The organism is Embleya scabrispora DSM 41855 (assembly GCF_000372745.1).
GTDB classification, from domain to species: Bacteria; Actinomycetota; Actinomycetes; order Streptomycetales; family Streptomycetaceae; genus Embleya; species Embleya scabrispora.
Window position 1 is genome coordinate 167,862 of sequence record NZ_KB889730.1, and the last position, 25,755, is coordinate 193,616.

21 protein-coding genes are annotated in these 25,755 nt (G+C 69.9%); 8 read left to right on the forward strand and 13 right to left on the reverse strand.

All coding sequences use genetic code 11. The annotated features are described in order from the left end of the window. Positions 1-133: 133 nt before the first annotated feature. The 5 genes from A3IC_RS0147750 to dnaA all read right to left on the reverse strand — a co-directional run bounded on the left by A3IC_RS0147750 (position 134) and on the right by dnaA (position 6,916). Positions 134-661 carry a DciA family protein gene (locus A3IC_RS0147750; RefSeq protein ID WP_020557141.1) on the reverse strand — a complete coding sequence of 176 codons (528 nt, stop codon included), beginning with the start codon at positions 659-661 and terminating at the stop codon, positions 134-136. Further along, positions 654-1,796, reverse strand: a complete 1,143-nt coding sequence (recF, locus tag A3IC_RS0147755) for a DNA replication/repair protein RecF (RefSeq protein ID WP_020557142.1) — start codon at positions 1,794-1,796, stop codon at positions 654-656. Before recF ends, A3IC_RS0147750 begins: the two co-directional genes overlap by 8 nt. Positions 1,797-1,815: 19 nt before the next feature. Beyond that, entirely contained in the window at positions 1,816-2,757 is a 942-nt protein-coding gene (gene gnd, locus A3IC_RS0147760; protein ID WP_020557143.1) for a phosphogluconate dehydrogenase (NAD(+)-dependent, decarboxylating), read from the reverse strand. A 190-nt stretch (positions 2,758-2,947) separates the two neighbouring features. Next, on the reverse strand, positions 2,948-4,081 hold the full coding sequence (gene dnaN / locus A3IC_RS0147765; RefSeq protein ID WP_020557144.1) for a DNA polymerase III subunit beta: 1,134 nt from the start codon (positions 4,079-4,081) through the stop codon (positions 2,948-2,950). Between the two features lie 843 nt (positions 4,082-4,924). Continuing rightward, entirely contained in the window at positions 4,925-6,916 is a 1,992-nt protein-coding gene (gene dnaA / locus A3IC_RS0147770; RefSeq protein ID WP_020557145.1) for a chromosomal replication initiator protein DnaA, read from the reverse strand. A 350-nt stretch (positions 6,917-7,266) separates the two neighbouring features. Between dnaA and rpmH the strand changes: the two genes are divergently transcribed. The 8 genes from rpmH (at position 7,267) to A3IC_RS60850 (ending at position 13,191) form a co-directional block, all read left to right on the forward strand. Next, positions 7,267-7,404, forward strand: coding sequence for a 50S ribosomal protein L34 (rpmH, locus tag A3IC_RS66405; RefSeq protein WP_010849920.1), 138 nt, complete (start codon positions 7,267-7,269; stop codon positions 7,402-7,404). Positions 7,405-7,420: 16 nt separating this feature from the next. Next, positions 7,421-7,924, forward strand: a complete 504-nt coding sequence (rnpA, locus tag A3IC_RS66410) for a ribonuclease P protein component (protein ID WP_079027165.1) — start codon at positions 7,421-7,423, stop codon at positions 7,922-7,924. Beyond that, positions 7,921-8,265 (forward strand): membrane protein insertion efficiency factor YidD, encoded by a 345-nt coding sequence (gene yidD, locus A3IC_RS0147775; protein ID WP_020557146.1) that lies wholly within the window; start codon positions 7,921-7,923, stop codon positions 8,263-8,265. The genes rnpA and yidD overlap by 4 nt, the downstream gene beginning before the upstream one ends. Before the next feature lie 2 nt (positions 8,266-8,267). Further along, complete coding sequence (gene yidC, locus A3IC_RS0147780) at positions 8,268-9,434, forward strand: membrane protein insertase YidC (RefSeq protein WP_026219589.1); 1,167 nt, start codon at positions 8,268-8,270, stop codon at positions 9,432-9,434. 65 nt (positions 9,435-9,499) lie between these two features. Further along, positions 9,500-10,051, forward strand: a complete 552-nt coding sequence (locus A3IC_RS0147785) for a Jag family protein (protein ID WP_020557148.1) — start codon at positions 9,500-9,502, stop codon at positions 10,049-10,051. A gap of 86 nt (positions 10,052-10,137) precedes the next feature. Next, the gene (gene rsmG, locus A3IC_RS0147790; protein ID WP_052174134.1) at positions 10,138-10,890 is read left to right on the forward strand and encodes a 16S rRNA (guanine(527)-N(7))-methyltransferase RsmG; all 753 of its coding nucleotides are present in this window, start codon (positions 10,138-10,140) and stop codon (positions 10,888-10,890) included. Between the two features lie 268 nt (positions 10,891-11,158). Further along, positions 11,159-12,091: a ParA family protein gene (locus A3IC_RS60845; protein WP_079027166.1), complete on the forward strand. Its 933-nt coding sequence runs from the start codon at positions 11,159-11,161 to the stop codon at positions 12,089-12,091. Beyond that, positions 12,088-13,191: a ParB/RepB/Spo0J family partition protein gene (locus tag A3IC_RS60850; protein ID WP_106669231.1), complete on the forward strand. Its 1,104-nt coding sequence runs from the start codon at positions 12,088-12,090 to the stop codon at positions 13,189-13,191. Before A3IC_RS60845 ends, A3IC_RS60850 begins: the two co-directional genes overlap by 4 nt. A gap of 389 nt (positions 13,192-13,580) precedes the next feature. Here A3IC_RS60850 and A3IC_RS0147805 read toward each other — a convergent pair whose 3' ends face one another. The 8 genes from A3IC_RS0147805 to A3IC_RS0147840 all read right to left on the reverse strand — a co-directional run bounded on the left by A3IC_RS0147805 (position 13,581) and on the right by A3IC_RS0147840 (position 25,730). Further along, positions 13,581-14,759, reverse strand: a complete 1,179-nt coding sequence (locus A3IC_RS0147805; RefSeq protein WP_020557152.1) for an N-acetylmuramoyl-L-alanine amidase — start codon at positions 14,757-14,759, stop codon at positions 13,581-13,583. Positions 14,760-14,988: 229 nt separating this feature from the next. Then, complete coding sequence (trxA, locus tag A3IC_RS0147810; protein WP_020557153.1) at positions 14,989-15,315, reverse strand: thioredoxin; 327 nt, start codon at positions 15,313-15,315, stop codon at positions 14,989-14,991. A gap of 49 nt (positions 15,316-15,364) precedes the next feature. Then, entirely contained in the window at positions 15,365-16,312 is a 948-nt protein-coding gene (gene trxB / locus A3IC_RS0147815) for a thioredoxin-disulfide reductase (RefSeq protein ID WP_020557154.1), read from the reverse strand. A 167-nt stretch (positions 16,313-16,479) separates the two neighbouring features. Next, a complete protein-coding gene (locus A3IC_RS0147820) occupies positions 16,480-17,424 on the reverse strand; it encodes an anti-sigma factor family protein (protein WP_020557155.1) in 945 nt (314 codons plus the stop codon). Then, the gene (sigM, locus tag A3IC_RS0147825) at positions 17,421-18,134 is read right to left on the reverse strand and encodes an RNA polymerase sigma factor SigM (protein ID WP_020557156.1); all 714 of its coding nucleotides are present in this window, start codon (positions 18,132-18,134) and stop codon (positions 17,421-17,423) included. The genes A3IC_RS0147820 and sigM overlap by 4 nt, the downstream gene beginning before the upstream one ends. Positions 18,135-18,219: 85 nt before the next feature. After that, positions 18,220-20,112, reverse strand: a complete 1,893-nt coding sequence (locus A3IC_RS0147830; RefSeq protein WP_020557157.1) for a protein kinase family protein — start codon at positions 20,110-20,112, stop codon at positions 18,220-18,222. A gap of 523 nt (positions 20,113-20,635) precedes the next feature. Further along, positions 20,636-23,290, reverse strand: coding sequence for a murein biosynthesis integral membrane protein MurJ (gene murJ, locus A3IC_RS63650; RefSeq protein WP_020557158.1), 2,655 nt, complete (start codon positions 23,288-23,290; stop codon positions 20,636-20,638). A 52-nt stretch (positions 23,291-23,342) separates the two neighbouring features. Further along, positions 23,343-25,730, reverse strand: coding sequence for a DUF6049 family protein (locus tag A3IC_RS0147840; protein ID WP_158696393.1), 2,388 nt, complete (start codon positions 25,728-25,730; stop codon positions 23,343-23,345). Positions 25,731-25,755 lie beyond the last annotated feature (25 nt).

A 25,755-nucleotide genomic window follows, 5' to 3' on the forward strand; every position in this document is an offset into this window, starting at 1 on the left:
GAGCGACTCGGACGGTAACAGCGTGTCAGACCGGTATGACACCGGACACATCGTCCCCGCCGGCCCGGCCGATCGAAGCCGGTGGGCGCCCGGTGGCACCCCCGGGCACCCACCGCGGCCGGCCGAAAATCGGCTACGGCTGCGCGCGCCACTGGCCCCGGCGGCGCTCCTGCGCCGGGCCGAGGACCCGAATGAAGGTGACGGTGCCGTCCCCCAGCTCCTGATTGAGCCGAGCGAGCAGTTTCGGCGCGAGCCAGCGCACGTGGGTCGCGTAGTTGTCGGATTCGGCGCGAACCACCAGTTCTCCGTCCTCGAAGCGCTCCGGGCGGCAGTTGGCCGCCATCGCCGGGCCGACCATTTCCGGCCAGCGCTGGAGCACGCCGTGCACCGCCGCCGGTGTCTGCCAGCCGCGCTCGGTGACCAGGCGTCCCATGATCTGCCGCAGCGGCTGGGGGTCACGATCGTCGGGCCCCGAACCACTGCGTTTCAAGCCACGGCGGGTCTGCGTCCGGTCCTGCCGAAGATCGTGTCCGGTCCGGGCCTGGGCGCGGGCCTGGGTCAGCGCCGCGCGGGCCAGGTCGATTCCGCGAGTCGGCTCGACGGGCGGCTGCTCGGCCCGCCCGGGACCGCCGGCGGGCGGGATGTGGGCCTCGTCACTCATGCTCGACCCTTCGCACCTCACCCGCGGCGACGTCGTAGCGCGCACCCGCGAGCGCGGGCGGCACATCCTCGGCCACCGCGGCCGTGACCAGTACCTGTTCGCCGTGCGCGACCATCTCGGCGAGCCGCGCGCGGCGGGTGACGTCGAGTTCGGCGAACACGTCGTCGAGCACCAGGACCGGCTCGCCGCCGTCCGCGCGCAGCAGTTCGTAGGAGCCCAGCCGCAGCGCCAGCGCGTACGACCAGGATTCGCCGTGGCTTGCGTAGCCCTTGGCGGGCAGCGGGCCCAGGCGCAGCACGAGATCGTCGCGATGCGGGCCGACCAGCGTCTGACCGCGCTCGACCTCGGCCGCGCGACCGGCCGCGATCGCCGACGTGAGCACCGCGTGGATGCCGGCCCGGTCGGTGGGCAGCGGGTCCTCCGACATCGAACTGCGGTAGTCCAGCACGATCGGTCCACCGCCTGTGGACAACGCGTCGTACGCCTTGTCCACCAGCGGTTGCAGCGCGGCGACCAAATCGAGCCGGGCGTAGGTGAGTTCGGCGCCCGCGGCGGCCAGATGCTCGTCCCACACGTCCAGCGTGCTCAGCGCACCGCTGCGCCCGCCGCCCGCCCGTCGGGCCAGGGCCGCGGTGCGCAGCAGCGTGTTGCGCTGCTTGAGCACCCGGTCGTAGTCCTGGCGCACGCCGAGCAGGCGCGGGGTGCGCGCGGTCAGCAACTCGTCCAGGAACCTGCGGCGTTCGCCCGGGTCGCCCTTGACCAGGGCCAGGTCCTCCGGCGCGAACAGCACGGTGCGCAGCAGGCCGAGCAGGTCGCGCGGCCGGGTCGCGGGCGAGCGGTTGATCCGGGCCCGATTGGCCTTGCCGGGGTTGATCTCCAACTCGGCCAGCGCACTGCGGCCGTCCTCACGGACGATGCTGGCCCGTACGTACGCCCGCTCGGCGCCGAGCCGGACCAGGGGTGCGTCCGAGGCGACCCGGTGGCTGCCGAGCGTGGCCAGATAGCCGATCGCCTCGACGAGGTTGGTCTTGCCTTGGCCGTTGGGTCCCACGAACGCGGTCACGCCCGGTTCGAGGGGAACCTCGACCCGGGCGTACGACCGATAGTCGACGAGTGACAGGTGCGCTACATGCATGGGCGGGCGGGCCGATTGCTCAGCCCGCGTCGGCCTCCTTCGGCGGCGTGGTGTCGGCGCCCGGGGCGTCGGCCCCCTTGTGCGTCGACGCGGCGGTGACCGCGTGTCCACCGAACTGGTTGCGCAGCGCGGCGATCATCTTCATCTGCGGCGAGTCGTCCTGACGGGAGGCGAATCGGGCGAACAGCGACGCGGTGATCGCGGGCAGCGGGACGGCGTGATCGATCGCCGCCTCCACGGTCCAACGCCCCTCGCCGGAGTCCTCCGCGTAGCCGCGCAGGCCCTCCAGGTGCTCGTCGTCGTCCATCGCGCGCACGGCCAGGTCGAGCAGCCACGAGCGGATGACGGTGCCCTCCTGCCAGCTGCGGAACACCTCGCGGACGTCGGTGACCACGTCGGCGGCCTCCAGCAGTTCCCAGCCCTCGGCGTAGGCCTGCATGAGCGCGTACTCGATGCCGTTGTGCACCATCTTCGCGAAGTGCCCGGCGCCGACCTTGCCCGCGTGCACGAAGCCCGCCGGGCCCTCGGGCTTGAGGGCGTCGAAGATCGGCTGGACCTTCTCGATGTTCGCGGCGTCGCCGCCGCACATCAGCGCATAGCCGTTGTCGCGACCCCAAACGCCGCCGGAGACACCGCAGTCGACGAAGCCGATGTTCTTCGCGGCCAGCGCCTCGGCGTGCTTGATGTCGTCCGTCCAGCGCGAGTTGCCGCCGTCGACGAGCACGTCACCGGGAGACAGCAGTTCGCCGAGCTCGTCGACGGTGGCCTGGGTCGGCGCGCCCGCTGGCACCATCACCCACACCACCCGCGGCGTCGGCAGCGCGTCCACAAGTTCCTTGAGGCTGTGCACATCCGCGATCTCCGCGTTGCGGTCGTAGCCCACCACCGTGTGGCCCGCGCGCCGCAGACGCTCGCGCATGTTGCCACCCATCTTGCCGAGGCCGACGAGTCCGAGCTGCATCCTGAAATCCTTCGTTCGCTGCTGCGATGCCGGGTGGGCACCACCGAGGCCGCTTCCGCACCCCTTGTGGGGGCTTTTCACCGCGTCGACGGTACGCGGGTAGCGGTTGCCCGTGCTGCTGCGGGGTCATGCACGGTGGGCGCCTCCGAACCCGACACGGATTCGGCCCGGTTCAGCCGCCGGAGCCGGTTCAGCCGGAAAGGCGCACCGGCATGATCAGGTAGCGGTACTCGTCGGTGGCCTCGGCCTCGACGTCCGGCTTGCCGGTCATCACGGCCGGCTTCGTGGACGTGGTGAAGGAGATCTGGGCGACCGGGGAGCCGATCGCGCTGAGCCCTTCGAGCAGGAACGTCGGGTTGAAGGCGATCGAGATCTCCTCGCCCTCCAGCGTCGCGTCGATCGCCTCGGAGGCCTGCGCCTCGTCGCCGGAACCGGCTTCGAGCACCAGTCGGCCGTCGGAGAAGGACAGCCGCACCGGGGTGTTCCGCTCGGCGACCAGGGACACGCGCTTGACCGCGTCCACGAACGGGGCGGTCTCCACCGTCGCGACGGTCTCCGACTGCTCCGGGAACAGCGCGCGGTACTTGGGGAATTCGCCTTCGAGCAGGCGGGTGGTGGTGCGCCGGCCGGCACCCTCGAAGCCGATCATGCCCTCGCCGATCTTGTCCCCCGACAGCGCGATCTGCACGCTGTCGCCCTGGGTCAGCGACTTGGCGGTGTCGTTGAGGGTCTTGGCGGGCACCAGGGCCACCGCCGAGGAGAGGCCGTCGGCCTCGGGCTTCCAGTGGAACTGGCGGACGGCGAGCCGGTATCGGTCGGTGGCGGCCAGGGTGACCATGTCGCCCTCGATCTCGACCCGGACACCGGTCAGCATCGGCAGCGTGTCGTCGCGGCCTGCCGCGATGGCCACCTGGGCCACGGCGGCCGCGAAGACGTCGCCCTCGACAGACCCGGCGGCGGTGGGCATGTCCGGCAGCGCCGGGTAGTCCTCCACCGGAAGGGTGGGCAGGGTGAACCGCGCGCTGCCGCAGACCACGGTCACCTTGGCGCCGTCGGTGGACACCTCGACGGGGCGGTTCGGCAGGCTCTTGGAGATGTCGGCGAGCAGTCGCCCGGACACCAGCACCCGGCCCGGCTCGTCGATCTCGGCCTCGACGCCGCCGCGGGCGGAGACCTCGTAGTCGAAGCTGGACAGCGTCAGTCGCTGGTCCGCGGCTTCCAGGAGCAGTCCGGCGAGGACGGGAACCGCCGGCCGCGCCGGGAGACTGCGCGCGGTCCACGCCACCGCATCAGCGAGAACGTCACGCTCGACCCGGAACTTCACCGGTTCACCGCCTCCTGCCGTTACCGGCCGTCTGTCTGTCGTGTGTCTGCCGTTCGTTCGTTCGGCATCGGTGGCGGGCCGTCGGGGCCTACCACCGGGACACAGTCTGACGCACCGCGCCGACAGCCCGCGCAGCCCCCGGCAAACCCGCAGTCCACAGATTCGAGCCGCCCCGACCGTTTTCCGTGGATCTCTCTTGAACTACATGTGGTCGTAGTAGTAGGGGGTGTGGATACCGTGGATAACCCCTGTTTGCGCAGGTCAGGGCCGGTTTTTTGTCCACTTCGAGGTGTGGGTGAACCCGTGGATAAACCCCCTGTGTCTGTGGATGCCCGAATTGGCTCCACAGACCGTCCCCAGCCGTACCCGTACTTGTCCCCAGTCAATCCCCAGGTAGACGGCCACTTGTCCCCACCCTCTGCGGACGCCACTGGGCTGGGGATTCACCGTAAGGGGTGAAACCGGCCCGACTGTGGACAGATTCGTGGACAACCTGGGGACAAGCTCGGATTTTCGGTGGACGGGACGTGGACAACCAGACAACACGGTGGTGGACGGCGCGCGGCGAAGAAGTTATCCATAGTCTGTGGAGGAATCCATTCCACATCACCACAGGAACCTGACCTGCCGGCTCGCCGGCTTTTTCCCCAGGTCCCCCAAGCCATTGTGGGGAACTCGGCAGCCGGCGCGTCATCCCCACGGTGTGGATGTCCAAGTCATCAGCGATCGGTGGATAACTCGGCCCCGATTCGGTCGATGTGACGAAGGTCATACGGGGCATACGAAGGCCGGCGGCCCCAAAGGGGAACGCCGGCCGGTTCTCAGCGGTGATCGGGTGCCGATTCAGCTCTTGATGCGGTTCGTCAACTCGGTCACCTGGTTGTAGATCGAGCGCCGCTCGGCCATCAGCGAGCGGATCTTGCGGTCCGCGTGCATCACCGTCGTGTGGTCGCGCCCGCCGAACTGGGCGCCGATCTTGGGCAGCGACAGATCGGTCAGCTCGCGGCACAGATACATCGCGATCTGGCGCGCGGTGACCAGCACCCGACTGCGCGAGGTGCCGCACAGGTCCTCGACGGACAGACCGAAGTACGCGGCGGTGTGCGCCATGATCGTGGTCGCCGTGATCTCGGGCCCCGCGCTGTCCGGGATCAGGTCCTTGAGCACGATCTCGGTGAGCTGTAGGTCCACCGGCTGGCGGTTCAGGCTGGCGAACGCGGTCACCCGGATCAGCGCGCCCTCGAGCTCGCGGATGTTGCGGGAGATCTTGCTGGCGATGTACTCCAGCACGTCCGGCGGGGCGTTGAGCCCCTCCTGGATCGCCTTCTTGCGCAAAATCGCGATCCGGGTCTCCAACTCGGGCGGCTGGACGTCGGTCAACAGACCCCACTCGAATCGGTTGCGCAGCCGGTCCTCCAGGGTCACCAGCTGCTTGGGCGGCCGGTCGGACGAGATGACGATCTGCTTGTTCGCGTTGTGCAGCGTATTGAAGGTGTGGAAGAACTCCTCCTGCGTCTGCTCCTTGGTCTCCAGGAACTGGATGTCGTCCACGAGCAGAACATCGACATCCCGATAACGTCGACGGAAGCCGTCGGCCTTGCCGTCGCGGATCGAGTTGATGAATTCGTTGGTGAACTCCTCGGAGCTCACGTAGCGCACCCGGGTGCCCGGGTACAGGCTCTTCGCGTAGTGCCCGATCGCGTGCAGCAGGTGTGTCTTGCCCAGCCCCGACTCGCCGTAGATGAACAGCGGGTTGTACGCCTTCGCGGGTGCCTCGGCGACCGCCACCGCGGCCGCGTGCGCGAACCGGTTGCTGGAGCCGATGACGAACGTCTCGAACAGGTACTTCGGGTTCAGTCGGGCGGCCGGCTCGTGCTCCACCACACCGTGCTCGCGTCCGGTGCCCGGCCGGGCCAGCCGCAGCGGTCGCCCGCCGGGCACGTCGGCCGGTGGCACGGGCGGCGCCTGGTGGGGCGGCGGAGCCTGCTGAGGCGACGGTGATGGGCCCGACGACTGATCTCTGTCGCCGGATTGATGTGTCGAATTATCCACAAAGCTGTGGACGGAAGGTGTGGAAAAGCCGGGCGGCCCGAACAGGTCTTCGCGATCCGCGAAGAGGGTCCCTTCGGACGGCGGAATTCCCGGGTGATCCGATGAAGCCGGATTCCCCCCATAACCATATTGATCCCGAGAATCCCGCGGATCCCGCGGATCGCGGGCGTCCCGGGACTCGCGCGGTTCCCGGGGATCACGCAGATCGCGCTGTTCGCGGGCATCGCGCGCATCCCTGGGGTCCCGGGGGTCCCTGGGGTCGCGCTGCTCACGCGGATCGCGCTGATCCCGATACGGTCCGGGCGCGTAGCGCTCGTGCGGGTAGTCCTGCTGATACTGCGGCTCGGCGTAGGGGTCGCGGTCCTGGCGATACGGCTGCTGGCCGTACGGCTCCTGGGAATAGCCGTCGCGGCCGTAGCGGTCGCCGCCATAGGAGGAGCGACCGTAGGGGCCGGGGTTGTAGTCGTCGTGTCGGGGCGAACGGTCGTGCCGCTCGGGCACCGGCTCCGGCTCGCCCGCTCCCGGCTCGACACTGACCGCGAACCGGATCGGCCGCCCGAAACCGTGGCTCAACGCGTCCGTCACCACTTGGCGGAGCCGGGTCTCCAGGACTTCCTTGGCGAACTCGTTCGGCACCGCGAGCAGCGCGGTGTCGGAGAAGAGGGTCAGCGGCTGTGTCCGCTGGAGCCATCCTTTGTCCTTGGCCGTGACCGAGTCGTCGGTGGCCAGTCGTTCCAGGAACCGTGCCCAGACTGCGGCGAGGTCGCTGGTGATGTCAGCCACAGTGCACGCTCTTTCATTGCATCGACGCGGGTCTCGGGAGGGCTCCCAGTGTCCCGGACCCCGGGAGCGAGCGCTCCGGTCCGACCCACCTGTTCACGGTAGTGGCGCCCGGGAGCCTGCTCAACCCGTTGTCCACAGGCTGTGTACAGTCCATCGGAGGCCACGTTTGCGCAGGTGGGCGACGTGCCCCGGATCCCCCATTTGACCCCGTCGCCTGTTGGTACGTACCGTGGGCCGGTCTAGTTGTCTGACGACCGCTGCCGCATGTCCGAGATCATGTCGATGCGGACGTACGGTGGTGGCCGGCGGTCTTTTCTGCCGGCCCACGATTCAAATCCTGGAGCCCCCGAGTGAGCAAGCGCACCTTCCAGCCGAACAACCGTCGCCGGGCGAAGACCCACGGGTTCCGGCTGCGCATGCGCACCCGTGCCGGTCGCGCCATCCTTGCTGCCCGTCGCCGCAAGGGCCGCGCGGAGCTTTCCGCCTGAGTTCGCGGATCTCTCCGTGCTGCCTGCCGATAACCGGCTGAGGCGGCGCGAGGACTTCGCGATCGCGGTTCGCCGCGGGCGTCGAGCCGGCCGTCCGAATCTGGTCGTCCACCTGCATCGCCAGGAGACGAGTGGGCTCGTGACGTCCGAACGCACCCCGGTGACCGCGCAGCCGTCCGAGCCGGACACCCTGCGCCAATCTGTGGCAGAGGACCCGCACGCGGATGTGGAGCACGCTCCACCACCGCGTGCGGGTTTCGTCGTGAGCAAGGCTGTCGGCCCCGCGGTTGTCCGTAACGTCGTCAAGCGTCGGCTACGCCACCTCATACGCGATCGGATGGCCCTGCTTCCGGCAGGTAGCCTGGTCGTGGTACGGGCATTGCCACCCGCAGCCCAGGCGGACCATTCCGTCCTGGCACGGGATCTGGACGCAGCGTTCGACCGGCTTCTGGGCCGGGCCGGGCGCCCTGTCGCGGTTCGAGCGGATGGGCCCGCGGCCAAGCCGGGAGCGACGGCGTGAAGTACCTGTTCATGGGGTTCATTCGGGTCTATCAGTGGACGATCAGCCCGATGCTGGGGCCGGTGTGTCGCTTCTACCCGTCGTGCTCGCATTATGGGTACGAGGCGATGTCCGTGCATGGCGCCTTCAAGGGCACCTACCTCACCGTGTGGCGCATCCTGCGCTGCAACCCCTGGAACTCTGGCGGTGTCGATCCTGTGCCGCCGCGCACACGCCGACCGTGGCGACTCCCCGAGCGGAAGTCGCGCTCGGAGTCGGAGCCGCACGAGCGGCAGCAGACGTCCAGCACCGGCCGTACCGAGCCCGCGCCCGGTGCGAACACCACCGCCCGAGGAGCTTGACCGTGGGGATTCTTAACCCCCTATATACCGCCGTCTCCTGGATCATCGTCCAATTCCACTCGTTGTTCAGCCCGATCTTCGGCAAGGACAGCGGTTGGTCATGGGGCTTGTCCATCGTCTGCCTCGTCGTCGTCATTCGGATCTGCCTGATCCCGCTCTTCGTGAAGCAGATCAAGGCGACCCGCGGACTCCAGGCGCTGCAGCCGCGGATCAAGGAGGTCCAGAAGCGGTACAAGGACGACCGTGAGCGTCAGTCCCAGGAAATGATGAAGCTCTACAAGGAGACGGGTACCAACCCGCTCTCGAGCTGCCTTCCGATCCTGGTCCAGTCGCCGTTCTTCTTCGCGCTGTTCCACGTGCTCCAGCGCATCTCGCAGAACCGCACGGTCGGCGTGATAGATCGCGACCTGGTGAACAGCGCCCAGCAGGCGCACATCTTCGGCGCGCCGATCGCGGCGAAGTTCACCGACTCGGCGGCCAAGATCGCCAGCCTCGGGGCCGACCTGACCACCGTGCGGATCGTCACCATCGTGATGATCGTGCTGATGTCCGGGTCGCAGTTCTTCACCCAGCGCCAGCTGATGACGAAGAACACCGACCCCGCTTCGCTCGTGGGCAACCCGTTCGCGAAGCAGCAGAAGCTGATGATGTACGCGTTCCCGATCATGTTCGCGGTCTTCGGCATCAACTTCCCCGTCGGTGTGCTCGTCTACTGGCTCACCACCAACGTGTGGACGATGGGTCAGCAGCTCTTCGTGATCAACCGCAACCCCACGCCCGGCAGCCCGGCGTTCAAGGTGCGGCAGGAGAAGCTCGCGGAGAAGGCGCGCAAGCAGGGCAAGGTGCTGCTTCCCGACGGCAAGCTGATGGACGCCGCCGAGTACGAGGCCCAGCAGGCCGAGCAGAAGGCCCAGGCGGCTCGGCGTCAGCAGCCCACCAGGCTCACCAAGTCGCAGCGCAAGGCCCGCGCCCGGGAGGACGCGGACGCGACCGGCGGGGACGCCGAGGAGCCGGTGGAGACCGGCACGGCGGCGAGCAACGGCACGTCCGGCACCGCCCGCTCGAACGGCTCGGTGAAGGGCTCGACCGCGCGGACACCGCACTCCGGCGCGCGCAACGCCGGACCGCGCAAGCAGACCCAGAGCCGGAAGCACCCGAGGAAGAAGTGACCGCCCTCGACGGGCCGGCCGCCCACTCCACCGACTCGCTCACTCGTCCACAAAGGAGTTCCCCTGTGACGGAAGGCACGACCCCCGCCGTCGACTCTCCCGCCGCCTCGCGTCGGATCACGCTCACCGCGGAGGAGATCAGCCGTCTGGAGCAGGAGGGTGAGATCGCCGCGGACTACCTGGAGGCCCTGCTCGACATCGCCGACCTCGACGGCGACATCGACATGGACGTCGAAGGCGGGCGCGCGTCGGTCTCGGTGATCGCCGGCGACGAGAGCGAATCCTCCGGCGCCGATCTCAAGCGGCTCGTCGGTCGCGACGGCGAGGTCCTGGAAGCACTCCAGGAACTGACCCGACTGGCCGTGCACCGCGAGACCGGCGAGCGCAGCCGGCTGATGCTCGACGTGGACGGCTTCCGTGCCGCCAAGCGAGCGAACCTGGCGGAGATCGCCACCGAGGCGGTGGAAGAGGTCAAGGCGGGGGGTACCTCCCTCAAGCTGAAGCCGATGACCCCGTTCGAGCGCAAGGTCGTGCACGACACCGTCGCGGAGGCCGGACTGCGCAGCGAGTCGGAGGGCGAGGAGCCCAATCGCTGCGTCGTCGTCCTGCCCGCCTGATCGGATCCCTCCCCGGATCCGTTTCCGCAAACCGTCGCGCCGGCCCCACCTGCATCACGGGTGGGGCCGACGCCGTTCCTGGGATGATGTTCCACGTGAAACGTCAGGACGACACGACCCCCGACCCGCCGGCGGACGAGCGCGCGCCCGAGGCGCCGGAGGCGGCAGGTCGCCTCTTCGGTGCCAACCTGGACCGCGCGATCCGCTATGCCGATCTGCTGGCCGGGCCCGGTGTACGCCGGGGCATGGTCGGCCCACGCGAAGTCGGCCGGCTCTGGGAGCGGCACCTGCTCAACTGCGGGGTGGTCGCCGAATTGATCGCGGAGAACGCGATCGTGCACGACGTCGGTTCGGGTGGTGGCCTGCCGGGCATCCCGCTCGCGCTGGTCCGACCGGATCTGCGGATCACCCTCGTCGAGCCGTTGTTGCGGCGCACCACGTTCCTCGACGAGGTGGTGCAGGAGCTCGGCCTCGACAACGTCGAGGTGTTGCGCGGGCGCGCCGAGGAACTGCGCGGCCGTACCTCCGCCGACGTGGTCACCGCGCGTGCGGTGGCGCCGTTGGCCAAGCTGGCCGGATGGGGCCTGCCGCTGCTTCGCTCGGGTGGCGAGATGCTCGCGCTCAAGGGCGACTCGGCCGCCGAGGAACTTCTGGAGTCCGAGGCGGACTTGCGCAAGCTCGGCGCGGTGTCCTGGACGGTCGCGCATGCGGGTGCCGGCATCGTGGACCCGTTGACCACCGTGGTCCGGGTGCGGATCGGCACGGTCGTGGCCAAGGAGTCCAAGGCGACGAAGGCGCGTCGGGCCGCGAAGGCGGCCAGGCGGCGTCCCGGAAAGTAGTACACGGCCGGGTTGGGCCGGACGGCTGAAACGCCGTTCCTGCCCGCTCGGGGTGTGTCGTGAACGCCGTGTCATCGCCGTACCCGGGATCGTGTTTCACGTGAAACGTCTTCCCTGGAAACGCTTCTACTCCCCTGAGGCGCGCCGGAACGTGACACCCTCTGAGGGTGCCGCCGCAGTGCGTGGTCATTCCGTCGGCCAGAGTTCCCATGTCGCCGCGGCAGGAGAGGAGAGTGGACCGTTGCCGTCCGAGTATCCGACAGCCTCGATGCCGGCGCCCCGAGTGGGCGCCGCCGTCGACGTTTCACATGAAACAGAGGCACCCGGTATCGAAGACACGCCCATCGCCCGTGCGGCCAGACAGGCCGTCGAGACGATGGGCCGCGCCTCGGAGGGACTACCGCGCCCGGAGCGCACCCGGGTGATGGTGGTCGCGAACCAGAAGGGCGGCGTCGGCAAGACCACGTCGACCGTGAACCTCGCGGCGGCGCTGGCGATGCACGGCGCTCGTGTATTGGTGATAGACCTCGACCCGCAGGGCAATGCCTCCACGGCGCTCGGGGTGGACCATCACGCCGGCACGCCGTCGATCTACGAGGTGCTCGTCGAGGGCCGCGACCTGGCCGAGGTCGTCCAGCCGGTGCGCGACGTCGAGGGCCTGTTCTGTGCTCCGGCCACGATCGACCTGGCCGGCGCCGAGATCGAACTCGTCTCGCTGGTCGCTCGGGAGAGCCGGCTTCAGCGCGCCATCGCGTCGTATGAACAGCCGTTGGACTACGTCATGATCGACTGCCCGCCCTCGCTCGGTCTGTTGACCGTCAACGCGCTCGTGGCGGGCGCCGAGGTGGTCATCCCGATCCAGTGCGAGTACTACGCGCTGGAGGGGCTCGGTCAGCTGTTGCGGAACGTCGAACTGGTCCGTGCGCACCTCAATCCCGACCTGGCCGTGTCGACCATCCTGCTCACCATGTACGACGCCCGCACCCGGCTGGCCTCGCAGGTGGCCCAGGAGGTGCGCGACCACTTCCCGGACGAGGTGCTGCCCACCGCGATCCCGCGCTCGGTGCGGATCTCCGAGGCGCCCAGCTACGGACAGACCGTGCTGACCTACGACCCGGGTTCCACAGGGGCGTTGTCGTATCTTGAAGCGGCTCGGGAGATGGCGCTGCGCGGTGTGGCGAAGGAGAAGGAGGAAGTATGAGCGGACCACGCAGGGGTTTGGGCAAGGGGCTCGAATCCATGATCCCCACTCGGCCGTCGAAGCCGTCGTCCTCCGCCGCGGAGACTCTGCGCAAGATGGCGGCGATAGCGACCGACGAGCCGGCCATGTCGCCGGCCTCGGTTCCGGTCCAGGACTCGCCCCGCCGGGGACCGGTGCAGCCGGCCGCGCTGTATGCCGAACTGCTGCTCGATGTGATCACGCCGAACCCCCGCCAGCCTCGCGAGGTGTTCGACGAGGGCGCGATGGCCGAGTTGGTCCAGTCGATCCGGGAAGTGGGTGTGCTCCAGCCGGTCGTGGTTCGAGCGACCGGCGACGGTACCTACGAACTGGTGATGGGCGAGCGTCGGTGGCGGGCCTCCCGGGAGGCGGGGCTGACCCACGTTCCGGCGATCGTCCGGGTCACGCAGGACGACAAGCTGTTGCTCGACGCGCTCCTGGAGAACCTGCACCGTTCCGAACTCAACCCGCTCGAAGAGGCCATGGCCTACGAGCAGTTGCTGGAGGAATTCGCGTGCAGCCACGAAAGCCTCGCCAAGCGGATCGGGCGCTCACGCCCGTATGTGTCGAACACCCTGCGGCTGTTGAAGTTGCCGGCGGAGGTGCGCACCAGCCTGGCGGCCGGGACGCTGCTCGCCGGGCACGCGATCGCGTTGCTCAAGATCGAGGAATATCCGGATCAGCTGGCCAAGCTTGCCAATCGCATCATCCGCGAGGGCATGACGGTGCGTACCGTCGAGGAAATCGCCTCGCAGATCAGGAGTGAGGATTCGGCGCGGCCGGCGAAGGCGCAGAAGCCGCGCCCCGGTGGGATCGTCACGCCGGCCCTGAACCAGCTCGCGAATGGACTCAAGGACCGCTTCGAGACCGAGGTGAAGGTGGTCCTCGGCCCGAAGAAGGGGAAGATCGTTGTCGAGTTCGCGTCGATCGATGATCTGAAACGCATCCTGGCTTCGATGGCGCCGGGTGAGGGCGATCAGCTCGCCAAGCGACTGAGTGATCCGCAGGCTCAGGGAGGGCCCGGGCCGACGCCGGCTGCCCCCACCGCGGCCGATGACGAATCCTCGGTGCTGGTGCCGTAGTCGACGCGGGAGCAGTAGTGGACACCGGAACGAGGAAGGGGCCGCGGTCGTTGACCGCAGGCCCCTTCCTTGCTTGTGTTTCACGTGAAACGGGCCGCCGGTTCGAGTGCGGCGGCGCTGCTCGCGCACGTTTCACGTGAAACGTGGCAGCCATGGAGGGCCGATGAGGTCGATGCGTTGGGTCGTCGCGGGTCTGGGAGTGGGTGTCGTCGGCGGATTCGTCGGCGGGTTGCTCGGCGAGTTGCCGCGTTCCCGAATGCCGGGCACCGCGCCGTGGACGCCCGATGGGCCCGCGATTCCGGTCCATGCGCTGCCGCGGGGCTCACGCCGGCCGGTGGATCGGGTCTTACTCGACGAGCCGGCACTCGCTCGGGCGAGGGCCGATCGACTCAGGTGAAGACGGGCAGCCGCAGCATGCCCGTGGGCACGTCCTCGTCCGGCGGCAGGTAGAGCCGCTGGAGGGCCACCACGATCGACTCGGCGGCGTGGTCGCGGAATTCCGAGCCGGCCAGTCGGGCCGCGTCCTCCGCGTTGGTGAGGTAGCCCAGCTCGATCCGCACGGCGGGCATGCGCGTACGCCGGAGCAGCGTCCACGCCTTGCCGTGGGTCCGACCGTCGACCAGGCCCGTGCGCGCCACCAGTTCGCGCTGGACCAGGCTCGCGAAGTGCTCTCCGGTCGGCGAGCGTCGCCCGTACCGGTCGCTGCCGCTGCCGTAGTAGTAGCTGGATACGCCGCTTGCCCGCGGGCTTTGATTGCGGTCCGCGTGCAGTGATATCACCAGGTCCGCGTCGGTGGCATTGGCGAAGGCCGCGCGGTCCTCCTCGCCGACGCCGTCGGAGTCCAGACCTCGGGTGAGGTACGCCTGGACGCCCAGGGCGGACAGCCGACCCTCCAGCCGCCGGGCGAGGTCCCACACCACCTCGGCCTCGGTCAGCCCGTGTGCCACCACGCCCTGGTCCGTGCCGCCGTGGCCCGGGTCGATCACCACGGTCTTGCCGGCCAGTGAAGGACCGGAGCGGTGCAGCAGTTCGGACTCGCGCATCGCGTGCGGCTGACCGCCGACGACCGTGCGCGCGAGCCGGTCGAGGGCTCGGAACGTGGCCGGTCCACACGTGCCGTCCGTGCCGAGCCCGTAGTTGCGCTGGAATTCGCGCAGTGCGCGCTCGGTGGCCGGGCCCAGGATGCCGTCCACCCGGCCGCAGTCGAAGCCCATGTCGAGCAGCCGCTGCTGGAGGGTGGCCACGTCGTCCCCGACCGTCGGGTGACCGATCGAGTAGGACAGCATGCGGTCGCCGAGGCGCCATCGTGCCTCGTCGAGGTGACGGTAGGTCTCCGGGCCGACGATGCCGTCCACGGTCATCGCGCGCTGCTGCTGGAAATGCCGGACGGCGAGGTCCACGGAGTCGTCGAACACCGCGTCCGCGTAGCCGCCGTGGCCGTCCCCGTCGCCGCTGCCGGCGACGGTATGGGCACCGGCGGGCAGGAGGCCGAGCAGCACCAGTTTGGACCTGATCTCGGCCACTGCGGGGCCGGTGTCACCGCGTCGGTACCGCCGCTGCATGGTCATGGAAAGAAGTCCTCCCGAGTTTTGACGCAACACTCGATCGTACGCGCGCATTCGCCCGTTCCCGTACCGGAGCGGGGCTCTCGGGGACCGGATTCCGGCCCGAGCGGGTGATCCGCCGCCCTGGGCCGCCCGCCGGTCGTCGGTACGCCCTGACACGCGCGAAGGGCGCTTCCCGGTTCCGGGAAGCGCCCTTCGGGTGCCCGTGGCACGCCGTGTCGATCGCGTCGACTCAGACGTACTCGGCGAGCTCCTTGAGGAGCAGCGACTTGGGCTTCGCACCGACGATCGTCTTGACGATCTCGCCGCCCTTGAAGACGTGCAGGGTCGGGATCGACATCACGCCGTAGCGGGTGGTGATCTCCGGGTTCTGGTCGATGTTGAGCTTCGCGACGGTGAGCTTGTCACCGTTCTCGTCCGCGATCTGCTCGAGCGCCGGGGCGATCTGGCGGCACGGGCCGCACCACTCGGCCCAGAAGTCGACGAGCACTGCCTTGTCGCTCATCAGGACGTCGGTGTCGAAGGTCTTGTCGGTGACGGTGACGGTGGCCCCGGCCATGGTTGCTCCTCGGTGTGCTCGGGTGGAAGGAAGTAGGGACGAGTGTGGGTCAGGCGCCCGTGCCGTCGGCGAGCGAGGCGAGGTAGCGCTCGGCGTCGAGCGCGGCGGCGCAACCGGTGCCGGCCGCAGTGATCGCCTGCCGGTAGGTGTGGTCCACGACATCGCCCGCCGCGAAGACGCCGGTGAGGTTGGTGTGCGTGGTCGGGGCGGCGACCTTGATGTAGCCCTCGGCGTCCAGCTCGATCTGGTCCCCCAGCAGCTCGGTGCGCGGGTCGTGGCCGACCGCGATGAACAGGCCGGTCACCGCCAGGTCGCGCAGGTCGCCGGTGACGGTGTCGCGCAGCTTGACGCCGGTGAGCTTGCCGTCGCCCACGATCTCGGCGACCTCGCTGTTCCACGCGAACGAGATCTTCTCGTCGGCGAACGCGCGATGCTGCATCGCCTTGCTCGCGCGCAGCTCGTCCCGACGGTGGATGACGGTCACCGAGCGGGCGAAGCGGGACAGGAACGTGGCCTCCTCGATCGCCGAGTCGCCACCGCCGACCACCGCGATGTCCTGGTCCCGGAAGAAGAAGCCGTCGCAGGTGGCACACCAGGAGACACCCCGGCCGGAGAGCGCGTCCTCGTTCGGGAGATTGAGCTTGCGGTACGCGGACCCGGTCGCCAGGATCACCGTGTGTGCCTTGTGCACGGTGCCCGCGCCGTCGGTGACGGTCTTGACGTCGCCCGTGAGGTCGACGGCCACGACATCGTCCGGAATCAGCTCGGCGCCGAAGCGCTCGGCCTGCTTGCGCATGTTGTCCATCAGATCCGGACCCATGATGCCGTCCGGCCAGCCGGGGAAGTTCTCGACCTCGGTGGTGTTCATCAGCGCGCCGCCCGCAGTGACGGCGCCTTCGAAGACCAGCGGCTTCAGGTCCGCGCGTGCTGCGTAGACGGCGGCCGTGTACCCGGTCGGACCCGATCCGATGATGATCACGTTGCGGACGTCGCTCACGCTGAGCCTTTCCTGGTTCCTTGTCGAGCCTCGTGCCGGTGACCCGGCGTCGGCTGTGCGGGTCTGCGAGCCCCGCGCCCCGATGAGATGCGGTGTCTCGTTCGACAACGGATCCTAGGTGCGCACCATTCCCGGGTCCCAACGCCGCGAGCGCGGCGTGCCGGGGATCACCCTCGGGGGACCTCGGTGCTGAGCAGTACGGCGCCCCCGAGGTCGCTCGAAGACGTCGCCGAGAGCTTCGTGGCGCAGGACGAATCCACGACGACGACCTTGACCCGGCCGGCGTTCGAACCGTTCAGGACCACCACCCACGCCGGGGTGCCGGCGTAGGTGCCGGTGTCGACGGCCAGCGCCCGGGCGGCGTCCGGGCCGACCGCGGTCGCGACGCACCCGGGCAGTTCCCGGGTCGGCTGCGCGGTGGCGCGGCGAAGCAGTTGCGCGATCTGCTGGGGCAGTCCGGCGGCGGTGTACTCCCTGGGCGCGGCGATGGACGGCTTCGTGGCGCCCGGTGCCTGCTCCTCGGCGTTCGCGCGCGGTTGGTCGCCCGCCGTGCCGGACGGCCTGGCCGCGCCCTGGGGCTGGGATACGGCGGACTTGTCGTTGGCGGCGGAGGGACGCCCGGACGAGTCGCGGTCGTCGCCGGTGCCGACCACGACCGTGACGCCGAGGGCCACCGCGGCGACGGCGGCGGCCACGAGCAGCAGCGGACCGCGCCGGCGTCGGCGAGGGGCGGAGTCGAGTCGGACGACGTTGTGTTCGGCGACGTCGGCGGTGTCGCCGGCGCCGGCCGAGGAGACCGGGGAGGTCGGGGCGACCGGGTTCGGCAGGGCGAACAGCTCCGCGGTGGGGATTCCCACCGAAGGCGCCTCGGCGGGTCGCGGCGGCGGGAGCGCGGCCAGCGCGAGCGCGTCGTCGATCCGCGCGATCACGTCGGCCGGCATCGGCTCGACGGGCTGTCCGCCGAGCAACTCACGGACCTCGGCGAGCGCGTCCCGGGTGTCGCGACACTCGGCGCACTCGGCGAGGTGGGCCTCCACGGCGGTCGTCCGCTCCGGCGTGAGCAATCCTTCGACGAGGTCGGACAGCACCTCGACGTCGATGTGCTCGCTCATCGTGTGCCACCTCCCTCCATGCTCGTGCCGCCCGTGTCGGGGGTCGGACCGCCGGCTCTCGGTCGGTCGTCCGTCGATGGGACGGATTGTCCGGCTCCGGGGTTCCCGCGCGCCGGGGACGGCCCGGGCGGTCCCGCCTCGCGCAGGTGGCGCACCAGCGGCAACAGCTTCGCGCGGCCGCGGGCGCAGCGGCTCTTGATGGTGCCCGAGGCGACCTGGAGGATTCGGGCCGCCTCGTCGACGGGGTAGCCCTCCATGTCCACCAGCACCAGCGCGGCACGCTGCTCGGCCGGCAGCGTGGCCAGCGCGGCGAGCACCGCCGCCCGGGTCTCGCCGCGGATCGCCGGGTCCTCGTGGACCGGCGCGGGCAGTCGCTGGTCGAGATCCTCGGGCAGCGGTACGGCCGGCCGGGCGGCCCGACGTCGGGCCCGGTCCAGGCAGGCGTTCACCACGATCCGGTGCAGCCACGTCGTGACGGCCGCGCGGCCCTCGAACCCACCCGCGGCACGGTAGGCGGATACCAGGGCGTCCTGGAGGGCGTCAGCGGCTTCCTCGCGGTCCCCCAGCGTGCGCAGGGCCACCGCCCACAGCCGGTCGCGGTGCCGACGGACGACCTCGCCGAACGCCTCGGGGTCACCGGCGCTGTGCCGGGTGAGCAGATCGGCGTCGGTGACGTCCGCGTACGCCGATCCGGTCTGCTCGGTACTCACCGCCTACCTCCCCTGGGCCCGGGGTCATCCTGGCATGCGCCGCGGGGCGGTTGGAGAGGGGTTCGCCTCGACTGCTCGGACGGGGTCAGTCGAGGGTGGTGAAGGTGACCTCGCGCCAGGCGTTCTGATAGCCGGCGTTGTAGATCTGGTAGTCGCCGATGCTCGAGTCGACCTTGGGCATCGCCGTCATGACCAGCAGGACGTACTGCGCTCGGACGGGCTTGCCGACGGCGTCGACCTTCAACTCGGTGCCGTTCGTGGTGTTCTCGCCGACCTTGACTTTGAAGGCGCCCTCGGAAGTCGGCATCGACTTCGCGTCGGGCGCCGCCATCAGCTTGATGTCCGTGTGGGGACCGCCGGCGCCGAGGGTGATCACGGCACTGCGCAGCTCACGCACTTCACCGAGGTCGTAGACGATTCCGTAACCCTTGCGGTTGTACGTGATCTCCGGGCCGTCGATCATGTAGTTCGTGCGCCAGTACGTCGAGGGGTTGCGGTCGAAGGTCGACTTGACAGCCTCCGGTTGAATCGGCGAACCGCCGCCGATGGAGATCTCCTTGCCGCCGATCGGCGGCTTGGAGACCGGTGTCGGGGCGACCGTACTCGGCGCCGCGCTCGGCGACTTGCCGTCCCCCTGTCGCGTCAACGGGCCTTCCTTCTCCTCTCCATCCCCCACGTGGCTGGCCACCTGCCACGTCACCAACACGATCGCGAGGACCACGAGCACCGCGACCGTGCCCTTGACCGTGGCGCCGAACCGGCCGCCCAGCGGCGGCGGTACGACCGGTGGGCGGACGGAGCCGTTCGAGCCGCCGCCGGTGTAGCCGGTCGACGTGTAGACCGTCCGGGTCGGCGTCGGCGTGTAGACGGGGTACTCGTCCTGCTCCGGGCCACCGACGAACTCGCCCTGCTCGGGCGGATGGATCTCCGGGATCGCGCCGATCGCCGCGGACAGTTCGCCCGGTGTCCCGAACGCCGGTTCGTGCTTGACCTCGTGGCCCAGCGCGCGCATCGCCAGCGCGGCCAGCGTGTCGTCCACACCGGCTCGGATCTGGCCGGGTGCGCACAGCTTGCCACCGGTGAACGGTGCTGCCTGTAGGCCGTATTCGGTGCCCTCGACCCAACGCCGGGTCAGCGCCGCGTACATCAGCCTGCCGACCGCGTGCGTGTCGTCGCGAGCCGCGTCGGTGGAGTCGTGGCCGTACAGGGCCGCCTCGACCGCGAGACCGACGATCTTGTACTGGCCGGTGTGCATGCGCAGCACGTTCTCCGGCGTCAGGCGCAGGTGCGACAGGCCGGCCCGATGCGCGACGGACATCGCCTGGGCGACCGCGCGGGAGAGTTCGTACACCTCGTGTGGCGGCAGCGGCGCGCTCTCGAAGACCTTGGTGAGGTTGTCCGCGTCGGGTAGCCACTCCTTCACCACGTAGATCAGGCCGTCCTGTTCGGCACAGTCGAGGACCTGGACGAAGCGCGGGTCGCCCATCAGCGCGGCGGCGCGGGCCGCGGCGATCACGGCCCTGCCGTGCTCCCCGCCGGCGGGGACGATGTGCACGCCCACGGCGCGCCGAAGCTTCTCGTCGACGGCGCGCCAGGTCTCGCTGCGGCCGTTCTGCGACAGGCGGTGTTCGAGCCGGTAGCGGTCGGCCAATCGGGTGCCGCGGTTGACCCGCGGCGGCGCGGGTTCCGCGGCGGGCGTCGGCTCGACCGGTTCGACCGCGGCGGCCTCGGGTGCGGCCGGCTCGGGCTCGCTCGCCGTGCCGGGCCGGGCGGTGGCCTCGGCGGGCTTGGTCCGCTTCGCCCGCTTGTGCGTTACCGGTTCGTCCTCCGCGGACGCGGACTCGGTGGATGCGTCCTCGGCCGACGCGGGCTCTGCGGGCACGACTTCGGTGGCGGGGACCCGGGTGGGCGCGGCATCCGCGATCTCGGCCGCCGAATCGCCGTTCGCGGAGCCGTTGTTCGCCGCGTCGCCGGTCACGGACCCGCCGGCTTCATCGGCTGCGGCGGAGGTTTCGGATCCGACTTCTTCACCCGCGTCGGGTTCGGGTTCCGTACCGACGGGCAGAACCGTGGTGGTACTTCCCGAGGCACCACTCCCGGAGACCTTGCCGTCCGAACCGACCGGATTGTCCGACGACGAATCAGAAACCTTTGTCGGTACGGGGTTTGCCTCGTCCGTCGCTAGGTCGACGGATCCTGCGGTTCGGTCCGTCACCTCGGCCTCATCCTCCTCGTCGGCGTACTCATCGTAGAGGTGAGGTATCTCGGTCCGTTGGTCAGGGACGACCTCTACACACCATGAGACTCTCTGACCCCACTTCGGGTTGCCTCGTTGCAAGATCCGTAAGGAAACCGAGACCGGCGTACCGGGAGCTTTACCCCGGTTCCGGCGAGCGGCACACCCTCACTCGCCCATGGTGGTACATCCCACAGCGATCCGCCCGCCGAATCCCGGGTGCGGGATTCGGCGGGCGGATGCGCGTTCGCGGTCGAGCCGGTGGTCAGCGGCCGAGTCGGCCCTTGATCATCCCGGTCATCGCGGTCATCTCCTCGACCCGCATCCGGTTGGCCGCGATGAAGAACACGACGAACATCGTCACGATCCCCGCGCCCACCGCGATCGCCGAGCCGCCCATGGCCGAGCCGAAGTGGCCCGTGCACACCCGGGCCACGAAGAACGCCGCGACGCCGCCTATCCCGGCGGCGATCGACAGCCGGGTGTAGGTCCGGGTCACCCGTCGGCCGTCCAGGTCGCCGAGCCGCTTCTTGAGCCGCTGTGCGGCCAGCGCCACGCCCACCAGGTAGGCGAGGCTGTAGCCGCCCGCGATGCCCACGCCGGCCCACTTGGTGGGCAGCGCGACGTAGGCGAGACCCGCGAAGGCCGCCTGGGCGCCCGCGATCCACACCGTGTTCAGGAACGGTGTCCGGGTGTCCTCGTACACGTAGAACCCGCGCAGCAGCACGTATTGCGCCGAGTACGGGATCAGCCCCAGGCCGAGCGCCATCAGCATGTAGCCGATCCAGTGCGCGCTCTGTTCGCCCGTCGGGGCGAAGATGAAGCCGCCGATGTCTCGACCCAGCGCCACGAAGATGGCCGCACACGGGATCATCGCCACCGCCGACAGGCGCAGCCCGGAGGAGATGTCGCCGCGCACGCTGGCCAGGTCGCCGTCGGCGGCGGCCCGACTCATCCGGGGCAACATCGCGGTCATCACCGACACGGTGATCACCGCCTGCGGCAACTGCCAGATCAGCAGCGCGCTGCTGTACGCGGTGAAGCCGACGCCGAACTGGATGTTCTGGTCCCGCGCGTCGACGTCGATCGCGGTGGCGAGCTGGGTCACCACCAGGTAGCCCGCCTGGTTCGCCAGCACGAACAGGAACGTCCACTTGGCCAGCCCGAGCGCCTTGCCCATCCCCGAGCCGCGCCAGTCGAAGCGTGGTCGGAAGCGGAACCGGGCCGACTTCAGGTACGGGATCATCGCCATCGACTGCACGACCATCCCCAGCAGCGTGCCCAGGCCGAGCAACCGGATCTCGTCCGGGGTGATGGTGTCCGAGTTCTGCCCGGTGTTCTTCTGGGTACCGGCAACCCAGATGTACAGGCCGAACGTGGCGATGATGACGATGTTGTTCAGGACCGGAGTCCACATCATCGGGCCGTAGCGCTCGCGCGCGTTGAGGATCTGCCCGAACAGCACGTGCAGGCCCATGAAGAAGATGATCGGCAGGCAGTAGCGGGCGAAGGTGATCGCCAGCTCGTAGTCCTGGTGGTGTTTGGCCAGCGAGTTCGCGAACGCCCGGATCAGCAGCGGCGCACCGAACCAGGCGATCAGCACCAGCCCCGCCAGCACCGTCATGACCAGGGTGAGCAGGCGGTTCGCGTACGCCTCGCCGCCGTCGTCGTCCTGGCGCATCGCGCGCACCAGTTGCGGGACGAAGACCGCGTTCAGCGCGCCGCCGCCGACCAGGATGTACAGCAGCGTCGGCATCGTGTTGGCGACGTTGTACGTGTTCGCCAGGATCGCCGTGCCCAGGGCCGCCGCGGCGACCAGGTTGCGCACGAAGCCGGTCATCCGGGACACGATCGTGCCCGCCGCCATCACGGCGGAGGAGCGCATTATCCCGCCGAGCTTGCTGCCCTTCTTGCCCTCGCCGCCGACCGGGATGCCGGCCATCCGCTCCTCGGCGCCCGAGCCGGGCATCCGGTAGACGGGCGACGTGGACGGGTTCAGCGGGACCGGCGGGGCGTCCAGGACCGCGCTCGCGGACATCGACGCGGCCGCGGCCTCGGCCCGGTGCTGGGTCTCGTAGCGCTGGTACGCCTCGGTGTAGGAGGGCATGCCCGCGATGTCGCCGGCGAGGCCGAGGTTGATGCCGGTCAGCGTCTGGTCCATCAGCCAGCCGCCGGGCCGGTCGTAGTCGCCCCAGCCGCCCTGCCCCTGCTGCGGGACCGGCTGCTGCGGGACGTACGCCTGCTGATGCACCTGCTGCTGGTGTGGCTGCTGGTGCTGTTGCGGTTGCGGTTGCTGGTAGTTCTGTGCCGGCGGAGCCTGGTGCTGCTGCTGGTACGGATCACCCGGGCCGTATCCGCCGCCGTACTGCTGTGCCTGGGCGGGCGGGTCGTACTGCGCGGACGGGTCGTAGTGCAGGCCCGCGTCGTACGGGGCGGGCGCCTCCGGCGTGAAGATCTCGTCCACGCCCACGTACGGGTCGTTCGCCGGCGGGTCGCTCAACTCGTCCCGGAACCACGCGCCGCCACCCTGGTCGGGTTGCTGCTGCTGCGGAGGCTGCTGCTGCGCGTACGGGTCGTAGCCGACCGCGTTCGATCCGGAGCCGTACGGATCCCCGTAGACCGGTTCGGGTCCGGAGCCGTAGCCGCCCTGGCCGGGGTAGCCGTGTTGTGGGTACGCCGCCGGCTCGCCATACCCCGGTTGCGGTGCGTTCGGGTCGGCGTACCCCGGTTCGCCCGGCTGCGCGTACGGGTCCGGCGGCTGCGCGGCGTAGGGATCGACCGGCTGTCCGTACGGATCGACGTACTGCTGCAGGTATGGGTCGGCGGGCGGCCGACCCCGGTAGGGATCGTCGTGCGCGCCGTCGTCCGGCTCGGCGGAGCCGCCGGTGTACGGCTGACGTTCGTCGCTCCGGTCGCTCATGCGGGCGGGCCCTCGTCTTCTCGGTCAGGTTGAGTGTCCGCTGCCCACTTTCTCATTCGGGGCGGTCGGTCGTGGATCCCCACGGTGTGTGTCCGCGCGGGTCGGCCGGATCCGGCGGTCCGTTCCCGCCGGCGTAGGGGGCCGCGGAGTGGGCCGGCGGCCACCCGGATGCCGCCCGGATCGCATCCGGGCCGGCCTCCTCCGGGGAGCCGGCATCCGACGGCGTGTCGTCGCCGTGTTCACCATCCTCGTCGTTCGCGTCCCCGGCAAGGGCCGCTTCCCGACGTTTGCGCAGGAAGGCTCGGAGCGAGAACACCGCGAGCAGGAAGGCCAGGCCACCGATGATCCAGCGGGTCAGCGCGTCGATCGTGGTGGTGTTGACGAAGAACGACTCGGGCGGCCTGACCGATCGCCCGTCCGGGGTGAGCAACCGGACGTCGACCATGACCTTGCCGTTCGCGGCCGACTTCGCCGAGATCGGCACCTCCCGCCGACGCCCGTCGGGCACCGTCACGGTGATCGGTTCGCCGAGCTTGAGCCGATTGGGCTGATGCGAGTCCACCGCGATCCGCACGTTGACCGGCTGCTGGAGATTGTTCACCACGGTGACCGGGATGTTGCCCTCGTCGCCGGACAGCGTCACACCGGTTCTGCGGATGATGTAGACCAGCGATTGCAGTTCTCGCAGGCCGCGGGTGACGCCGAGCCGATAGCGGTCCATTCCCTGTGGGTCGCCGCGCCACTCGGTGGACAGCAGGCGCAGCAGCGCGGGGTTGAACGGGCCGGTCACCCGCTCGGGCCGGGTCAGGATCGAGGCGAAGGTCTGCATCGAGCGGACCAGGTCGTCGGTCTCGGCGAGGTACTGCGCGGACGGCTCGCTCGCGGAGACCGCCTTGGGGTAGCCGGCGAGCTTGCGCGCGGGCAGCGGGGCGGGCTCGGCGGCGAGGTCGGCCAGGGTCGCGCTGCTGGTCCAGTCGGCCGAGGCGTTGAGCACGTCCCTGAGCACGCCGGCCAGCGAGGCGTCCATGGTGCGCGGCGGGGCGATCAACAGGCTGCGAGCGGGCTTGACCGAGGGCTCCTGGAGCACGATGGTCAGCAGCTCGGCCAACAACTGCTGGGTGGCCTGCACGCTCTGCCCCGGCGCCTTGGTGTCCGCGGCCAGGATCCTGTCGATGTCCGGGTCGGTGACCAGCGCGGTGCCCTTGTCGGCTCCCGGCAGGGCGGCCGTGGCCAGCGGGGTGACCTTGAGTTCCTTGGTCGGCGGCAGCGACGCGCCGGAGGTGATCACGGTGCTTGCGCCGGCGCCGTTCGCGAGCTGGACGATCGAGGGGTCCAGCGCGCCGCCGGCGGGCCATGCCACGTCGGTGCGCACCGGGCGGCCCAGGGTGCGCTGCATGACGGTGGCGGATTCGGCGAGGGCCTCGCTCAGCTGCGGGCGCAGGTCCGCCGTGCCGGCTCCCAGGGCATGCGCCACCGCGGCCAGATCGGTGTCGGCGTACGGCAGGGCGATCACCGGCTGGGTGCCGATGCCGGTCTTGAGCCGGTCCAGCCATCCGGTGGCGACCTGGCCGCCCCCGCCGGCGTGCGTGTTCGTGGTCTCGTTCGGCGTCGCCTTGGCCGTGTCCTCGTCGCTGAGGGCCTTGCCGTTCCGGGACTTCTTCGATTTGTCGGGGGCGGGGTCCAGGCTGCCGGGCGGCGCGACCCGATAGCCGCCGGCCATCTCGGCGGCGGAGTCCAGCAGCTCGGGATCGATCGCCCAATCCACCTTCATCCCGGTGCCGATGTTCACCAGGTCGTACAACCGCCCGCCCGGGGCGAACTGCGCGGCGAGGTCGTCGTCGCGAAACACCGGCGTCTGGGCCTCGTCGCCGAGCGTGGTGCCGTCCCGGTGCGGCCGATCGACGAGCGGCCAGACCATGGCGACTCGCAGCTTCTGCACGTTCTTGAGGCCGTTCTTGGGAATCCACGGCAGGAACGTGCGGGCCGCGCCGGCCGTCTTGCCGCCGATCCTGGCCTCGATTCCCAGCGGGTAGGCCCCGGCCGCGCCCAGGCCCAGCGGGTCGGCGGGGAAGGTGAACGTCCACGGCTGGTCCGTGCCCGGAGCCAGGTTGTGCAGCACGACCGGCTTGGGATCGCGCAGCAGGGTGCCGTTGGACTGGGCGTCCTCGGGAGAGCTGATCCCGCTGCGGAAGAGCGGCTCGGAGGTGCGCACGCGCACCGCGACCTCCATCGAGTCGATCGCCCTGGTGCCGGTGTTCAGCACCCGGCCCTCGACGGTGATGCTGCCGCCGGCCTTGGCCACCGGGGTCATCTTGGTGATCAGGACCTGGATCCCGTCGCCGTCGGCGGCGCGCGCGGCGGTCGGCGGGAGCATCCCGAGCACGCCGGCGGCGAGCACCAGGGCCAGTATCAGCACGGCGAGCATTCGACCGCGAAGCACGATCACTCCGGGTCCGGGCCGGAAT

What these genes read in the sequence shown, in the direction of transcription:
- A3IC_RS0147750 (WP_020557141.1), bottom strand. Translation starts at nt 661, where the DNA reads ATGAGTGACGAGGCCCACATCCCGCCCGCCGGCGGTCCCGGGCGGGCC.
- recF (WP_020557142.1), bottom strand. Translation starts at nt 1,796, where the DNA reads ATGCATGTAGCGCACCTGTCACTCGTCGACTATCGGTCGTACGCCCGG.
- gnd (WP_020557143.1), bottom strand. Translation starts at nt 2,757, where the DNA reads ATGCAGCTCGGACTCGTCGGCCTCGGCAAGATGGGTGGCAACATGCGC.
- rsmG (WP_052174134.1), top strand. Translation starts at nt 10,138, where the DNA reads ATGTTCCACGTGAAACGTCAGGACGACACGACCCCCGACCCGCCGGCG.
- A3IC_RS60845 (WP_079027166.1), top strand. Translation starts at nt 11,159, where the DNA reads ATGCCGGCGCCCCGAGTGGGCGCCGCCGTCGACGTTTCACATGAAACA.
- A3IC_RS60850 (WP_106669231.1), top strand. Translation starts at nt 12,088, where the DNA reads ATGAGCGGACCACGCAGGGGTTTGGGCAAGGGGCTCGAATCCATGATC.
- A3IC_RS0147805 (WP_020557152.1), bottom strand. Translation starts at nt 14,759, where the DNA reads ATGACCATGCAGCGGCGGTACCGACGCGGTGACACCGGCCCCGCAGTG.
- trxA (WP_020557153.1), bottom strand. Translation starts at nt 15,315, where the DNA reads ATGGCCGGGGCCACCGTCACCGTCACCGACAAGACCTTCGACACCGAC.
- A3IC_RS0147820 (WP_020557155.1), bottom strand. Translation starts at nt 17,424, where the DNA reads ATGAGCGAGCACATCGACGTCGAGGTGCTGTCCGACCTCGTCGAAGGA.
- murJ (WP_020557158.1), bottom strand. Translation starts at nt 23,290, where the DNA reads ATGAGCGACCGGAGCGACGAACGTCAGCCGTACACCGGCGGCTCCGCC.